Consider the following 13,087-nt stretch of genomic DNA (forward strand, 5'->3'; position numbering starts at 1 on the left):
CAAGATCAGTCGCAGGGCGGGACATAATTGATCGACAAGGACATCAGCAGAGCGTCTTCACCATCGGGGTAGTAGCCTTTGCGCACGCCGTCGCGGAGAAAACCGAAGCTCTCGTAAAGGCCGATCGCCGCGGCGTTGCTTACCCGCACCTCCAGAAGCACGCGCTCCAGACCCTGGCAACGGCAGCGCTCGATGGCATTTTCCAGAAGGCGCCGGGCCACTCCCAGCCTGCGGAATTCAAGGCCGGTCACCACATTTAGAATGTGCAGTTCACCACACAGAAACCAGGAGCAGAGATAACCGGCCAAGTGGCCATCGAGACGCAGCAAATCGATGCGCGCCTGGGGCTTATCCAACTCGGCGAGGATCATCGCCTCGCTCCAGGGATGAATAAAACCGGCTCGCTCAACCTCCAGGACCTCGGCCAGATCGGCGCGGGTCATCGCGCTTATGACAATATCATTCACGGCAAATTGTGAGTCAAATCAGGTTCGTGCAAGAAGCGGACTGCCCGGAATGATAATGCAGGGGGGCGCCGGCTGTAAAGGAAAGAATGTTTACGGCATGGCCGGGGGAAATTGCCGTTGACAAGGGGCAAAGGCTGTTTTACAAATGGTTCGTTTTCCCCTTTGCCAGGAGTTTGCACCCTTGAATAAAAACAGTCCGAGTACCTACAAAGAAGCCGGTGTGGATATTGAGGCCGGAAATCGCTTCGTGCAGATGATCAAGCCTTTGGTCAAGGCGACCAGCCGTCCCGAAGTGCTGACGGACATCGGCGGCTTCGGCGGGCTCTTTTCGCTGCACGCGGACAAGTATGAGAAACCAACCCTGGTGGCTTCCACCGACGGCGTGGGGACCAAGCTCAAACTGGCCTTCATGATGGACAAGCATGACACGGTGGGCATCGACCTGGTGGCCATGTGCGTCAACGACATCGTGGTGCAGGGCGCGGAGCCGCTGTTTTTTCTCGACTATCTGGCAACGGGCAAACTGGCCCCGGAAAAGGCGGTGGAAATCGTCAAGGGCATTTCGGCCGGCTGCGTGCAGGCGGGCTGTGCCCTCATCGGCGGAGAAACCGCCGAGATGCCCGGTTTTTATGCCGAGGGCGAGTACGACTTGGCGGGCTTTACCGTGGGTGTTGTCGACAACAGCAAAATCATTGATGGCTCGTCAATCACCGTCGGCGATCAGATCATCGGCATTGCATCCAATGGCCTGCACTCCAACGGCTACTCCCTGGCGCGCAAGGTCTTTTTCGAAAAAATGGGGCTGCAACTTGACGCGCGTCTCGATGGTGTTGACCTGCCCCTGGGCGAGGCCCTCCTGGCACCCACGCGCATTTACGTCAAAACCATTCTCAACCTGCTGCGCGATTTTAACATCAAAGGCATGGCTCATATTACCGGCGGCGGCATTACGGAAAACGTTCCGCGGGTTCTACCCCGCCACTGCCGGGCAGTCATCGAAGGCAACAGCTGGCCCAAGCCCGCCCTGTTCGAAGCCCTGCGCACCGGTGGCGATATTGAACAAGCGGAAATGTATCGCACCTTCAACTACGGCATCGGCATGGTGCTGATCGTTCCGGCTGAAGAAACCGACGACATCATGGTGCGCCTCTCGGGCCTTAAGGAAACAGCTTATATTATCGGCGAGGTCATCAAATCCGGCGCGGAAGCCGGGGACGTCGAGTTAAGATAACCCAAGGAGATCCTGATTTTGGCGAAATTGCGTGTGGGCGTTCTGGCCAGCGGTCGTGGCTCCAACCTTCAATCGTTGATCGATCAAAGCCTGGCAGGAAAAATCGACGCGCAGATCGTGCTGGTTGCAAGCAACAAGGCCGATGCCGGAGCCCTGGACAAGGCGCGTGAAGCGGGTATTGCCACGCGGGTTCTGGATCATCGCAACTTTGGCAGTCGCGAGGAATTCGATGGCGCCATGGTCGCCGCCCTGCGCGAGGCCGGCGTGGAGCTGGTGCTGCTCGCCGGCTTTATGCGCCTGCTCTCTCCGGTTTTTCTCGACGCCTTCCCGCAACGCATCATGAACATTCATCCTGCGCTGCTGCCTGCATTTCCCGGGCTCAATGTGCAGCGTCAAGCTCTGGAGTATGGCGCACGTTTTTCCGGCTGCACGGTGCATTTCGTCGATGGCGGCCTGGACACCGGCCCCATCATCATTCAGGCGGCAGTACCGATCCTGGAAAATGACACGGAAGAATCTCTTGCTGCGCGTATCCTCGTGGAGGAACACCGCATCTACCCTCGCGCGGTCCAACTGTTTGCCGAGAAGCGCCTACGTATCGAAGGGCGGCGGGTGCGCATAGAACCGGAGGCTGATCCTGTGGAGTCCGCCCTGGTCAATCCTGCGCTCGCCGAATAAATCCCTGGGAGTATGGTCTTGCCGGATCCAATTCTTGTCAGCGCCTGCCTTCTGGGCTTGCAGACCCGCTACGACAATGCCTGCAAAGGCCACCACGGAGTGCTGGACTGGTTGCACCGTCACCGCAAGATCCCCGTTCCCGTGTGCCCGGAACAGCTGGCCGGCCTGCCTACCCCGAGATCGCGTACCTTCTTCTGCGGTGGCGACGGCGAGGCGGTTCTTGACGCCAAGGCGCAGGTCGTCAGCGATGAGGGAGAGAATCGGAGCGCCATCTTCTTACACGGTGCCCGGGAGACTCTCAAGGTTGCCCGGTTGAGCGGGTGCCGGCAAGCCCTGCTCAAGGAACGCAGTCCCTCCTGCGGCGTACATCAGGTCTATTGCGCAGAGAAAATAATTGCCGGCCGGGGCGTTGCCACCGCACTGTTACGGCGCAACGGCCTTGAAGTTTTCAGCGAAGAGGATCTGTCGGGAATGAATTCCTGACAAATTCCTTGCCTTTGCCTTAATTACATGCTAATTACTGGCGTTCTAAATTTTCAGGAGGTCTGGTCCCATGGCTAAGATTTGTGAAATCTGCGGTAAGAAACCCACGACTGGCAACAACGTCAGTCATGCCCATAACAAAACCAAAAAAGTCTGGTATCCCAACCTGCAGAAGGTTAAGGCTCTGCGCGGGGGCGCAGTGCGCTCCGTCAAGGTTTGCACACGCTGTATCCGCTCCGGCGCGGTCACCAAAGCCGTCTAAGCCTTTTATGCCGTTAAGCAAAAAGGCCGCTTCCCGCAGGAAGCGGCCTTTTTGTTCGACGCAATCAGCGCCCGCCATAAGCGATCCACTCAATTTCCACTGCCGCGCCGCGCGGCAATGCGGCAACCTGGACGGTCGCCCGCGCCGGAGGCGGGTCGCCGAAATAACGGCCATAGATCTCATTGACCAGAGAAAACTGGCTGAGATCGGTCAAATAAATGGTGGTCTTGACCACTTGGGCGAAGCTGAGATCCGCTGCCCCAAGCACGGCTTTCATGTTGTTCATGACCTGCTCGGTCTGCTCTTTGATCCCTCCGGACACCACCTCTCCAGTTTGCGGGTCCAAGGGAATCTGTCCAGAAAAAAACACGAAGTCTCCCGCTTTGATACCCTGTGAATAAGGTCCGATAGCGGCAGGTGCCCGGTCGCCGGCAATTCTTTCAATCGGCATGGGTGATCCATCCTTTCTGTTTGTTTTTCGCCTCACCGGAAACACTAGTGTCGCGTGTGGTTAGTCGTGTCAAATAATTCTGAGGTATTTTTGGTGCTGTCAAGGCGTCGCCAACGCAGGCAGCGCCGAAAAGAGCCAGAATTAGAAGGCAGGACTAACCGCACGNGTGTCAAATAATTCTGAGGTATTTTTGGTGCTGTCAAGGCGTCGCCAACGCAGGCAGCGCCGAAAAGAGCCAGAATTAGAAGGCAGGACTAACCGCACGGGGCACCAGGCATCCGGCCTTCCTCGCCCCTCCCCCGCACGCTTTTAACTGCGCAGTCTCTCGACCTTGTACACGCCCTTGACCTTGAGCAGGGCATTGACCACTTTGTTGAAATGTTCAAGGTTCTGCACATCGACGACAAAGTTATTGACCCCTTTTCCGTCGATGCTGGAATGAACGCTGGCACTGATAATGTTGGCCTCGCAGTTGGTAATGGCCCCGGTGATACCGGCCAGCATGCCCTTCTGATCGAAGCAGTAGACGCGCATTTTGACCGGTCGCGAGGCCTTTTTCTTCATGTCCCATTCGATGTCGACACGCCGCTCAGGATCGGCTTCCAACACATGGGGGCAATCAGAGGTATGCACTGTGACACCGCGACCGCGGGTGATAAACCCGACCACGGAATCTCCGGGTAGCGGCCCGCAGCATTTGGCAAAACGCACCATGATATCTTCAATGCCCTGAATCTTGATCGCATTTGAGGGTTTTTTACGAATCTTGTCAAGCACCTGGCCGATCCGACCGGGCTTCTGTGCGTCATTGGCGCGCAGCTTTTCCTCGGGAACCACCCGTGCGATGACCTGCCCGGCCGAGAGCTTACCGTAACCAATGGCGGCCAGGACTTCCTCGATCTGATCAAATCCCAGCTCTTTCATGCCACGCGCCATATCCGGAGAGGTGGCAGCGCGATTAAAGCTCATACCGTGCTTGCGTAATTCTTTTTCAAGTACGTCGCGCCCAATTTCGATGCTCTTTTCCCGCTGCTCCGACTTGATCCATTGGCGAATCTTGTTGCGCGCCTTTGAAGTCCGGACAAATTTTATCCAATCCTTGCTCGGCGTGTGCTTGGCCGCGGTCATGACCTCAATGACATCGCCATTGTGCAACTCGGTCTTAAGAGGTACCAGGCGCCCGTTGATGCGTGCCCCGACACAGGTATGGCCGACATCCGTATGAACGCTGTAGGCAAAGTCGACGGGCGTTGAGCCCTTGGGCAACTCTTTCACCTCGCCTTTAGGCGTAAAGACAAAGACCTCTTCGGGGAAGAGATCGATTTTGACCGTATCCATGAACTCGCGTGAGTCCTTGAGTTCCTGCTGCCATTCAAGCAACTGACGCAACCAGCCGAAACCGCGCTCCTCGCGCTCTTCCGCGGATGAGGTTCTGCCTTCTTTGTACTTCCAATGAGCGGCAATCCCCTCTTCGGCGATACGGTGCATATCCCAGGTGCGGATCTGCACCTCAATGCGCTCGCTGAAGGGTCCGATGACCGTGGTATGCAACGACTGATACATATTGGCCTTGGGCATGGCGATGTAATCTTTAAAACGACCGGGAATCGGCTTCCAGGTGGAATGAACGATACCCAGGACCTCGTAACATTCGCGCACCGATTCCACCAGGACGCGAAATGCGATTAAATCGTAAACCTGCTCGAAATCAATGCCCTGCCGCTCCATTTTGAGATAGACGGAATAAAGGTGCTTGGAGCGACCTGATACTTCGCCGCGAATACCCTGCTCTTCGAGCTTGCTACGGATTTTTTCCCTGACCTGATCGACATAGGCTTCGCGCTCCTTGATTCTCCTGGCAACCTTGGCGGCGAGATCGTTATAGATGGCCGGCTCAAGATACATGAAGGACAGATCCTCAAGCTCGCTCTTGATCCAACTGATACCCAGGCGGTTGGCAAGGGGGGCGTAAATATCCAGGGTTTCCCGGGCAATGCGCTGCCGGCGCTCCGCCGCCTGATAGCCCAGGGTGCGCATGTTGTGCAGTCGATCCGCCAGTTTGACGAGAATCACCCGGATATCTCGGGCCATGGCAATGAGCATCTTGCGAAAATTTTCCGCCTGACGTTCCTCACTGGAACGCAGAAACATCTTGCTGATCTTGGTCACCCCGTCGACCAGCGAAGCCACCTCGTTACCAAAAATCGTGCGGATTTCCTCCAGGGTGGTCAAGGTGTCCTCGAGGGTGTCATGCAACAATCCGGTGACAACCGTGTCCACATCCATGCGCAATTGCGCAAGGATATAAGCCACTTCCATGGGATGGGTCAGGTAGGGCTCACCGGATAGGCGGGTTTGTCCCTGGTGAACTTTTGCACTGAAGACGTAGGCCTTGCGTACGGCATCGAGGTCCGCGGCGGGATTATAGGCAAGAATTTTTTCAAGTATGTCGTCGAGGCGAACCATGAATCATCCAAAGCTCCACACCGGTTTCGCAAGGTGCGGACAAGACGTAAAAAAGGCAGCCGGCTTTATGCCGCCCGCCGGTATGGCGTCTGTCGCCCCAAAAGATCCAGGGCAAAGAACCACAAAGGTGAAGATTATTTGCAACGGTTCAGAATGCACCGCAGGATACGGCGGCATCGCGTGCGGCAAAAAACTCACCTACGACTCAAATATTTGCCGCACCACTCAACCGCCGCACCCTGCGGTGCTGTCGGACGTTGCGGCTGAATAGTTACGATTATTTTTTACGGCCCGGCAGATCGTATTCGATCCTTCCGGCCGCGACCTCACGCAGCGCCAGCACGGTTTTTTTATTGTTCTGTTTATTTTCGATCAGCGGCGAGCCGCCCTTGTAGAGTTGCTTGGTGCGCTTGGCTGCGACCATGGTCAAAAGGAACCGGTTGGGAATCTGCACCAGACAGTCTTCAACGGTAACACGTGCCATATCGGAAAATCTCCTGTAAAAGATACGACAAAAACGCCGATCAGATATTGATGTCAAAGCCGGTCGCCAAGGCGGGAAGCACCCGCGAGGAGCGGCACCCCTCGGCGACAATGATGGACTTAAGCTGAGTTAATGCCATTTCGAAATCGTCGTTGATCACGATATAATCATAATCCGTGGATGCTTGGATTTCGCCACGGGCGTTACTGATGCGGCGTTCGATCACCTCGGGAGCATCCGTGCCCCGCCCTTCCAGGCGGCGCCTTAGTTCGGTCAGGTCGGGAGGGAGGATGAATATAAAAACGGCCTCGCTCTGCCCGTAACTTTTCCGCAACTGATTTGCGCCCTGAATATCGATGTCGAGCAGAACGTCATGGCCGCAATTGCGCCATTGCTCAAGAGTGTCGATCGCCGTGCCATAGCGATTGCCGTGAACCTCGGCCCATTCGGCAAAAGAACCGGCAGCGATCATTTGCGCAAAAACCTCAGGATCGACGAAAAAGTAATCGACGCCCTCGCGCTCACCTGGCCGCATTGAGCGCGTGGTAAAAGAGACAGAATGCCGCAGGTTAGGGAAAATGTCAATAATCCGCCTGCACAAGGTGGTTTTTCCGGCGCCCGAGGGTGCCGAAACGACAAACAGGGAACCACGGGTGGAGGCGGTGCGATCATTCGACATTCTGCACTTGCTCCCTGATCTTTTCCAGTTCGGCTTTGACTTGCACCACCATGCGGGTCAGTTCGGCATCGTTGGACTTTGACCCCATGGTGTTGGTTTCCCGATTGAGTTCCTGGGCAAGAAAATCAAGCTGACGGCCTACGGGCTCATCTTTTTGCAACAAATCCCGAAACTGCCCCAGATGGCTGGCAAAGCGAACCACTTCTTCACTGATATCGCAACGGTCGGCAAAAAGCGCCACCTCCTGGGCAAGCCTCTGGGGATCGACCTCGAGTTCGCCGCCGAATCGCTCCAGGCGCTGGTGCAGCTTCTGCCGCCACTCCTCGACAACCAGCGGAGCCCGGTCCCTGATCAGAGCGAGCATTTGCTCCACCTGCGTCAAGCGCGACTCCATGTCCTCGCGGGTCGCCCGGCCTTCAACAGCGCGCATCTGTTCCACCGCGATCAAAGCCTGATCCAGGGCCTCGTAAAGACACTCTGCCATGCCCTGCGCGTCCGGGGCGGCTTCTTGCATCAGAATCACGTCGCGCTGTTGGGCCAGCAGAGTCAAGGGCACCCCATCGCGCAGATCAAACAAGGCTTCCATCTTGCGAAACAAATCCATATAGGATTCGGCCAAGGGCTGGTTTAGCACCGGCACGGTGGTAAGCGCTTCGGAAGCTTCCTGGGAAATAAACACATCAATCTTGCCGCGTCGCAACCGCTCGCCAACCCGCTTCTTGATATCGTTGTCGAAAGAGATAAGAAATCGCGGGGCCTTGATGCTGATATCGCCGAAGCGGTGATTGACGGTCTTGATTTCCACCGTCAGTGCTATCCCGCCGTGGCGCGCCTGACCCTTGCCGTAGCCGGTCATACTTTTCATCTTTGCCTCATTCTTGATCTGGAAGGGGTTGGGAAAACACGGGGGCATCGGCAAAGGCGATGCCCTGGCGGTCCTTGGCCGAAAGCAGCGGCGCGCCTTTCAGCGGCCAATCCACGGCTAGTTGCGGATCGTCCCAGCAGATGGTGCGTTCATGCTCGAGAGCATAGTAGTCAGTGGTTTTATAGAGAAATTCCGCCGCCTCTGACAAAACCAGAAATCCGTGGGCGAACCCGGCGGGTATCCAGAGTTGCCGCTTGTTCTGCGCCGAAAGCCGCACTCCGACCCACCGTCCGAAGGTTGGGGAGTAACGGCGCAGGTCAACCGCGACATCAAACACCTCCCCCGCGGTGCAGCGCACCAGCTTGCCCTGGGGTTGCCGAATCTGGTAATGCAGACCCCGCAGAACGCCCTGGACCGAGCGCGAATGGTTGTCCTGTACGAACACGCCGGGCAATCCGGTTGCCTGCTGCCAGGCACGCTGGTTGAAGCTTTCATAAAAAAAGCCACGGTCATCGCCGAACACCTGGGGCTCGACGATCAAGACTTCGGGAATCGCTGTTGCGCTGAGATTCATCGGCAATCCAGACCTCACAGATCCCGCAGGACCATCTCCAGATAATCCCGGTAGCTCGACTTAGGGGTTTGCTCAATAATTTGCGCCATCTGCTCAGCATCAACAAAGTTTTTGCGCAGGGCAATCTCTTCCAGGCAGGCAATTTTCAAGCCCTGGCGGGCTTCCAAGGTACCGATGAAGTGGCTTGCTTCGAGAAGGCTCATGTGGGTTCCCGTGTCAAGCCAGGCGATGCCGCGCCCCAGCTTTTCCACGCGCAGTTCACCGCGGCTCAGATATTCCAGGTTGAGATCGGTGATCTCAAGCTCGCCCCGGGCCGAAGGTTTGAGCTGCCGCGCCAGTTCAACGACTTTTCCGTCATACAGATATAGCCCCGGCACGGCATAGTGGCTTTTGGGTTTCCGAGGTTTTTCCTCCAGGCTCAGCACCCGACCTTCACGATCGAATTCAACCACCCCGTAGCGCTCGGGATCGGCGACCGGATAACCAAAGACCGTGGCGCCGGAGGAAAACTCTGAGACCAGGCGATCCAGCCCCATCCTGCCGTAAAAAAGATTGTCGCCCAGGATCATACAGACGGATTGGTCACCGATAAACTCAGACCCGACCAGAAAAGCCTGGGCGATACCCCGAGGTTCGGGCTGCACTACGTAGGAAAGACGAATGCCCCAACGGCTGCCGTCGCCGAGGAGCGCTTCGAAGCGGGGTGTATCCTGGGGGGTTGAAATGATCAGAATGTCGCGAATTCCGGCCATCATCAGGGTGGCCAGGGGATAATAAATCATCGGTTTGTCATAAACCGGCATCAACTGCTTGCTGGCCACCAGAGTCAGGGGGTAGAGGCGTGAACCTGCACCGCCCGCGAGAATGATGCCTTTTTTAATCATGTGAACCTCGCTTCGAAATAGTCCTTGAGACTTTCCCGCCAATGGGACACGCGCGCCCCGGTCACCTGCCGGTACTTGGCTTTGGACAAAACCGACCAGGACGGCCGTGCCGCCGGCAGAGGATAATCCTCGGTGCGGATCGGCAGGATGCGTTTTACCGCCGGCTCGCTGCCATGCTGCCGCAGCAACGCAACGATGACTTCGGCAAATTCAAACCAACTGCACTGCCCGTCATCGGAAAAATGATAGGTTCCATAGGGACTTTTACCAGGGACCGGATCAAGGCGTCGCGGCGCGTCGAGCAAACGATATATCGCCAGCACCAGGTCGCGGGTATAGGTGGGACAACCGATCTGATCGGCGACAATGCGCAGTTCTTCGCGCTCCTGCGCCAGACGGATGATGGTTTCGACAAAATTCCCGCCGCCGGGGCCATAGAGCCAACTGGTCCGCACGATGAAATAGCGCTCCAGGCCGCTCTCGCGGATCGCCTGCTCGCCGCGCAGTTTACTGAGGCCGTAAACCGAAAGGGGCGCGGTGTCATCGTCCTCGACATAAGGCTGCTTTTTGCAACCGTCGAACACATAGTCGGTGGAAATATGCACCAGAACAGCGCCTGCCTCGCGCGCCGCCCGCGCCAGGATTCCCGGACCCTCGCCGTTAACAAGAAACGCCAGGTCGCGGCTTGTTTCGCACGCATCGACGCGCGCAAAGGCGGCACAGTTTACAATCACCTGCGGCCGCAGACGCAAAACCACCTCACCCACCTGCTCGGCATTGGTAATATCGAGGGCATCGTGGTCGCAGGCATGCATGTCATAAATGCTCGGCATCCGCTGACGGAACATGGTTCCCAGCATGCCTCCGGCACCGGTGAGAAGCAGAACCGGGCGCCGTTCGGGGTGAAATGTCGAGCTCACTCGCGCTCTCCGTACATGCGGTGATAGTAGGCCTGATATTCGCCGCTGACAACACCTTCCACCCACTCCGGATTGTCCAGATACCACTGAACGGTGCGGCGCATACCTTCCTCGAACCTGACGCGCGGCTGCCAACCCAGATCGCGCGCGATTTTACCGGCATCAATGGCGTAGCGCCGATCATGACCGGGGCGATCCTTAACAAAGGTTATCAAGCTGCGCCGCGTGCGACCCTCAACCAACAGGCCGATCTTCTCATCGAGCAGGTCACAGATGAGATGCACGATTTCAATATTCTGTTTCTCGTTATTGCCACCGATGTTGTAGGTTTCGCCAAGCTTTCCCCCTGCGAGAACGGCAAGAACCGCCTCGCAGTGATCCTCGACATAAAGCCAGTCACGCACGTTTTTGCCGTCGCCATAGACCGGCAAAGCCTGCCCCCTGAGGGCATTATGCACCACGAGGGGGATGAGTTTTTCCGGAAACTGAAAGGGACCATAATTGTTGGAACAGTTGGTGATCAATACGGGCAGGCCGTAGGTGTGAAAATAGGCACTGGCCAGATGATCCGAGGCCGCCTTACTCGCCGAGTAGGGAGAACGCGGATCGTAGGGAGTCGCCTCGGTAAAATAGCCGGTTTCCCCCAGAGAGCCATAAACTTCGTCGGTGCTTACATGCAGAAAACGCGGTGCGACAGGCGCTGAAGGATCGCTAAGCCAGTGCTTGCGCGCGGCCTCGAGCAGCGTGAAGGTGCCGACAATGTTGGCCTGAATGAAAGCCCCGGGCCCCTCGATGCTGCGATCCACATGAGACTCGGCGGCAAAATGAACCACCGTATCAATCCCTTCCTCGGCAAACAACTCTTCGACCAGCGCCTGGTCGCAGATATCTCCCTTGACGAAGCGGTAGCGAGGATCGTCTGCGACAGCTTCGAGGTTGCGTAAATTGCCTGCATAAGTCAGCTTGTCGAGGTTCACCAGGCGCAGGTCCTCAAAACGACGCAGGACCATATGGATAAAATTTGCTCCGATAAAACCGCAGCCACCGGTCACGAGAACTTTTTTCATCGATGATTACCACTCCGTAAAAAACCTAAAAATCTACAGCCGCCAGTACACCATTTCTTGTTCGCGAATGGCTTGGGGCTCAAGCACCGATTTGACATCGATGATCACGCCGCGGCCATTGCCGTTGCCGGTCATCTCTTTGAGTTTTTGTGGTGTCAGATCACGGAAACACTCATGGGATACGGCCCAGATTACCGCGTCCAGGGCGCCCGCCTCACTCAGCGGGATCAGATCCAGGCCATATTCGTGACGCGCCTCTTCCGGGGCGGCCATAGGATCGTGAATCATGACATTGATCCCATACTCCTGCAATTCACGCACGATGTCGACCACTTTGGTGTTGCGGATATCGGGAACATCTTCCTTAAAAGTCAGGCCCAGCACCAAAACCCGTGCATTTTTCACCGCCTTGTCGGCCTGGATGATCTTTTTTACCGTCATTTCCGCAACATATTTGCCCATGCCGTCATTGATACGGCGACCGGCCAGAATCACCTGGGGATGATACCCAACGGCTTCGGCCTTGTGGGTGAGATAGTAGGGGTCAACACCAATGCAGTGGCCGCCCACCAGACCGGGGGTAAATTTCAGAAAATTCCATTTGGTGCCGGCGGCTTCGAGAACATCGCGAGTGGGTATGCCGAGACGGTTGAAAATAATGGCTAGTTCGTTCATCAAGGCAATATTGAGGTCGCGTTGGGTATTCTCGATGACCTTGGCGGCTTCGGCCACCTTGATGCTGGAGGCCCGGTGCACTCCGGCGGAAATAACCATTTCATAGACCTGGGCGACGGTATCGAGGGTTTCGGCATCCTGGCCGGCAACGACCTTGACGATTTTTTCGACGGTGTGAACTTTGTCGCCCGGGTTGATCCGCTCGGGCGAATAGCCGAGTTTAAAGTCGATTCCGCATTTAAGTCCCGACTCCTTCTCAAGAATCGGCAGACAGACTTCTTCGGTGAGACCTGGATAAACCGTTGATTCATAGACCACGATAGTACCCGGAGCCAAATGCCGGCCAATGGCCGTCGATGACGAAATCAGGGGGGTCAGGTCGGGCTTGCGATGTTCGTCGATGGGGGTGGGAACGGTGACGATGATAAAGCGCGCCTCGCTCAGCCGCGTTGGGTCATCGGTGTAATCGATGCGCGTGGCGGCGAGTTGCTCCGCCGAAAGTTCGCCGGTGGAATCGATACCGCAGCGCAGTTCCTCTATTTTCTTGCGGCTGATGTCCAAACCGATGACCTCGGCCTGACGGCCGAAGGCCGCGGCCAGCGGCAAGCCCACGTAGCCCAGGCCGACTAAGGCAATAGCGGCCTTGCGCTCCTTAATATCCTGCAATGTCACCATGAAAAAATTCCCTCCTGAAATTCAGTTTTCTATCTATCAGTGCCACAATCAGGTCACCGCCTTCGGCGCGCTCGCGGTTCTCAACCGCCGCCATCACGACGCTTGAGTTCTTTTCGCAGATGCAGGTGCAACCTGTCAACATCTTCCTGAGCAAAATAGCCATGTGCGATTCCCGACGTGGTGGTCACTGCCGGAAAGGGAAAGTCAGCGGCGCGGCGCCTGGAAT

Annotated in this window: 17 protein-coding genes; 5 read left to right on the forward strand and 12 right to left on the reverse strand. The window is 56.6% G+C overall.

Annotated elements, in window-relative coordinates; translation table 11 throughout:
- Positions 1-5: 5 nt before the first annotated feature.
- Entirely contained in the window at positions 6-467 is a 462-nt protein-coding gene (rimI, locus tag GFER_RS06435) for a ribosomal protein S18-alanine N-acetyltransferase (RefSeq protein WP_139171985.1), read from the reverse strand.
- Between the two features lie 145 nt (positions 468-612).
- Here rimI and purM point away from each other — a divergent pair, with 145 nt between their 5' ends.
- From purM to rpmB, 4 genes are all read left to right on the forward strand, one after another.
- Positions 613-1,698 (forward strand): phosphoribosylformylglycinamidine cyclo-ligase, encoded by a 1,086-nt coding sequence (gene purM, locus GFER_RS06440; RefSeq protein WP_052446077.1) that lies wholly within the window; start codon positions 613-615, stop codon positions 1,696-1,698.
- Between the two features lie 15 nt (positions 1,699-1,713).
- The gene (gene purN, locus GFER_RS06445; RefSeq protein WP_040097684.1) at positions 1,714-2,376 is read left to right on the forward strand and encodes a phosphoribosylglycinamide formyltransferase; all 663 of its coding nucleotides are present in this window, start codon (positions 1,714-1,716) and stop codon (positions 2,374-2,376) included.
- An 18-nt stretch (positions 2,377-2,394) separates the two neighbouring features.
- Entirely contained in the window at positions 2,395-2,859 is a 465-nt protein-coding gene (locus GFER_RS06450; protein ID WP_200889299.1) for a 2-thiouracil desulfurase family protein, read from the forward strand.
- 70 nt (positions 2,860-2,929) lie between these two features.
- On the forward strand, positions 2,930-3,121 hold the full coding sequence (rpmB, locus tag GFER_RS06455; RefSeq protein WP_040097689.1) for a 50S ribosomal protein L28: 192 nt from the start codon (positions 2,930-2,932) through the stop codon (positions 3,119-3,121).
- Positions 3,122-3,185: 64 nt separating this feature from the next.
- Here rpmB and GFER_RS06460 read toward each other — a convergent pair whose 3' ends face one another.
- Positions 3,186-3,572 (reverse strand): RidA family protein, encoded by a 387-nt coding sequence (locus tag GFER_RS06460; protein WP_040097692.1) that lies wholly within the window; start codon positions 3,570-3,572, stop codon positions 3,186-3,188.
- A 309-nt stretch (positions 3,573-3,881) separates the two neighbouring features.
- Positions 3,882-6,038 (reverse strand): RelA/SpoT family protein, encoded by a 2,157-nt coding sequence (locus GFER_RS06465; protein ID WP_040097694.1) that lies wholly within the window; start codon positions 6,036-6,038, stop codon positions 3,882-3,884.
- Between GFER_RS06465 and GFER_RS18610 the strand changes: the two genes are divergently transcribed.
- Positions 6,037-6,309: a hypothetical protein gene (locus tag GFER_RS18610; protein WP_139171983.1), complete on the forward strand. Its 273-nt coding sequence runs from the start codon at positions 6,037-6,039 to the stop codon at positions 6,307-6,309. The genes GFER_RS06465 and GFER_RS18610 overlap by 2 nt on opposite strands.
- 6 nt (positions 6,310-6,315) lie before the next feature.
- Here GFER_RS18610 and rpoZ read toward each other — a convergent pair whose 3' ends face one another.
- The 9 genes from rpoZ to GFER_RS06510 are packed head-to-tail and all read right to left on the reverse strand — an operon-like array spanning position 6,316 to position 13,024.
- Positions 6,316-6,522: a DNA-directed RNA polymerase subunit omega gene (gene rpoZ / locus GFER_RS06470; protein WP_040097697.1), complete on the reverse strand. Its 207-nt coding sequence runs from the start codon at positions 6,520-6,522 to the stop codon at positions 6,316-6,318.
- A 40-nt stretch (positions 6,523-6,562) separates the two neighbouring features.
- Positions 6,563-7,201, reverse strand: coding sequence for a guanylate kinase (gmk, locus tag GFER_RS06475; RefSeq protein ID WP_040097699.1), 639 nt, complete (start codon positions 7,199-7,201; stop codon positions 6,563-6,565).
- Complete coding sequence (locus GFER_RS06480) at positions 7,191-8,066, reverse strand: YicC/YloC family endoribonuclease (RefSeq protein ID WP_040097701.1); 876 nt, start codon at positions 8,064-8,066, stop codon at positions 7,191-7,193. Before GFER_RS06480 ends, gmk begins: the two co-directional genes overlap by 11 nt.
- Positions 8,067-8,073: 7 nt before the next feature.
- A complete protein-coding gene (rfbC, locus tag GFER_RS06485; RefSeq protein ID WP_040097704.1) occupies positions 8,074-8,640 on the reverse strand; it encodes a dTDP-4-dehydrorhamnose 3,5-epimerase in 567 nt (188 codons plus the stop codon).
- Positions 8,641-8,654: 14 nt separating this feature from the next.
- Positions 8,655-9,524, reverse strand: a complete 870-nt coding sequence (gene rfbA, locus GFER_RS06490; protein ID WP_040097707.1) for a glucose-1-phosphate thymidylyltransferase RfbA — start codon at positions 9,522-9,524, stop codon at positions 8,655-8,657.
- Positions 9,521-10,444: a dTDP-4-dehydrorhamnose reductase gene (rfbD, locus tag GFER_RS06495; RefSeq protein WP_074669472.1), complete on the reverse strand. Its 924-nt coding sequence runs from the start codon at positions 10,442-10,444 to the stop codon at positions 9,521-9,523. Before rfbD ends, rfbA begins: the two co-directional genes overlap by 4 nt.
- Positions 10,441-11,511: a dTDP-glucose 4,6-dehydratase gene (rfbB, locus tag GFER_RS06500; protein ID WP_040097709.1), complete on the reverse strand. Its 1,071-nt coding sequence runs from the start codon at positions 11,509-11,511 to the stop codon at positions 10,441-10,443. The genes rfbD and rfbB overlap by 4 nt, the downstream gene beginning before the upstream one ends.
- Before the next feature lie 33 nt (positions 11,512-11,544).
- Positions 11,545-12,861, reverse strand: coding sequence for a nucleotide sugar dehydrogenase (locus GFER_RS06505; protein WP_052446079.1), 1,317 nt, complete (start codon positions 12,859-12,861; stop codon positions 11,545-11,547).
- Complete coding sequence (locus GFER_RS06510) at positions 12,839-13,024, reverse strand: hypothetical protein (protein WP_040097711.1); 186 nt, start codon at positions 13,022-13,024, stop codon at positions 12,839-12,841. Before GFER_RS06510 ends, GFER_RS06505 begins: the two co-directional genes overlap by 23 nt.
- Positions 13,025-13,087 lie beyond the last annotated feature (63 nt).

Origin of the sequence: Geoalkalibacter ferrihydriticus DSM 17813 (assembly GCF_000820505.1) — a bacterium.
Taxonomy (GTDB): domain Bacteria; phylum Desulfobacterota; class Desulfuromonadia; order Desulfuromonadales; family Geoalkalibacteraceae; genus Geoalkalibacter; species Geoalkalibacter ferrihydriticus.

Coding starts and splice junctions, on each gene's coding strand:
- GFER_RS06460 (WP_040097692.1), bottom strand. CDS start 3,572: ATGCCGATTGAAAGAATTGCCGGCGACCGGGCACCTGCCGCTATCGGA.
- GFER_RS06510 (WP_040097711.1), bottom strand. CDS start 13,024: ATGGCTATTTTGCTCAGGAAGATGTTGACAGGTTGCACCTGCATCTGC.
- GFER_RS06505 (WP_052446079.1), bottom strand. CDS start 12,861: ATGGTGACATTGCAGGATATTAAGGAGCGCAAGGCCGCTATTGCCTTA.
- rpmB (WP_040097689.1), top strand. CDS start 2,930: ATGGCTAAGATTTGTGAAATCTGCGGTAAGAAACCCACGACTGGCAAC.
- gmk (WP_040097699.1), bottom strand. CDS start 7,201: ATGTCGAATGATCGCACCGCCTCCACCCGTGGTTCCCTGTTTGTCGTT.
- GFER_RS18610 (WP_139171983.1), top strand. CDS start 6,037: ATGAATCATCCAAAGCTCCACACCGGTTTCGCAAGGTGCGGACAAGAC.
- purM (WP_052446077.1), top strand. CDS start 613: ATGGTTCGTTTTCCCCTTTGCCAGGAGTTTGCACCCTTGAATAAAAAC.
- GFER_RS06480 (WP_040097701.1), bottom strand. CDS start 8,066: ATGAAAAGTATGACCGGCTACGGCAAGGGTCAGGCGCGCCACGGCGGG.
- rfbC (WP_040097704.1), bottom strand. CDS start 8,640: ATGAATCTCAGCGCAACAGCGATTCCCGAAGTCTTGATCGTCGAGCCC.
- rfbA (WP_040097707.1), bottom strand. CDS start 9,524: ATGATTAAAAAAGGCATCATTCTCGCGGGCGGTGCAGGTTCACGCCTC.
- rfbB (WP_040097709.1), bottom strand. CDS start 11,511: ATGAAAAAAGTTCTCGTGACCGGTGGCTGCGGTTTTATCGGAGCAAAT.
- rpoZ (WP_040097697.1), bottom strand. CDS start 6,522: ATGGCACGTGTTACCGTTGAAGACTGTCTGGTGCAGATTCCCAACCGG.
- GFER_RS06465 (WP_040097694.1), bottom strand. CDS start 6,038: ATGGTTCGCCTCGACGACATACTTGAAAAAATTCTTGCCTATAATCCC.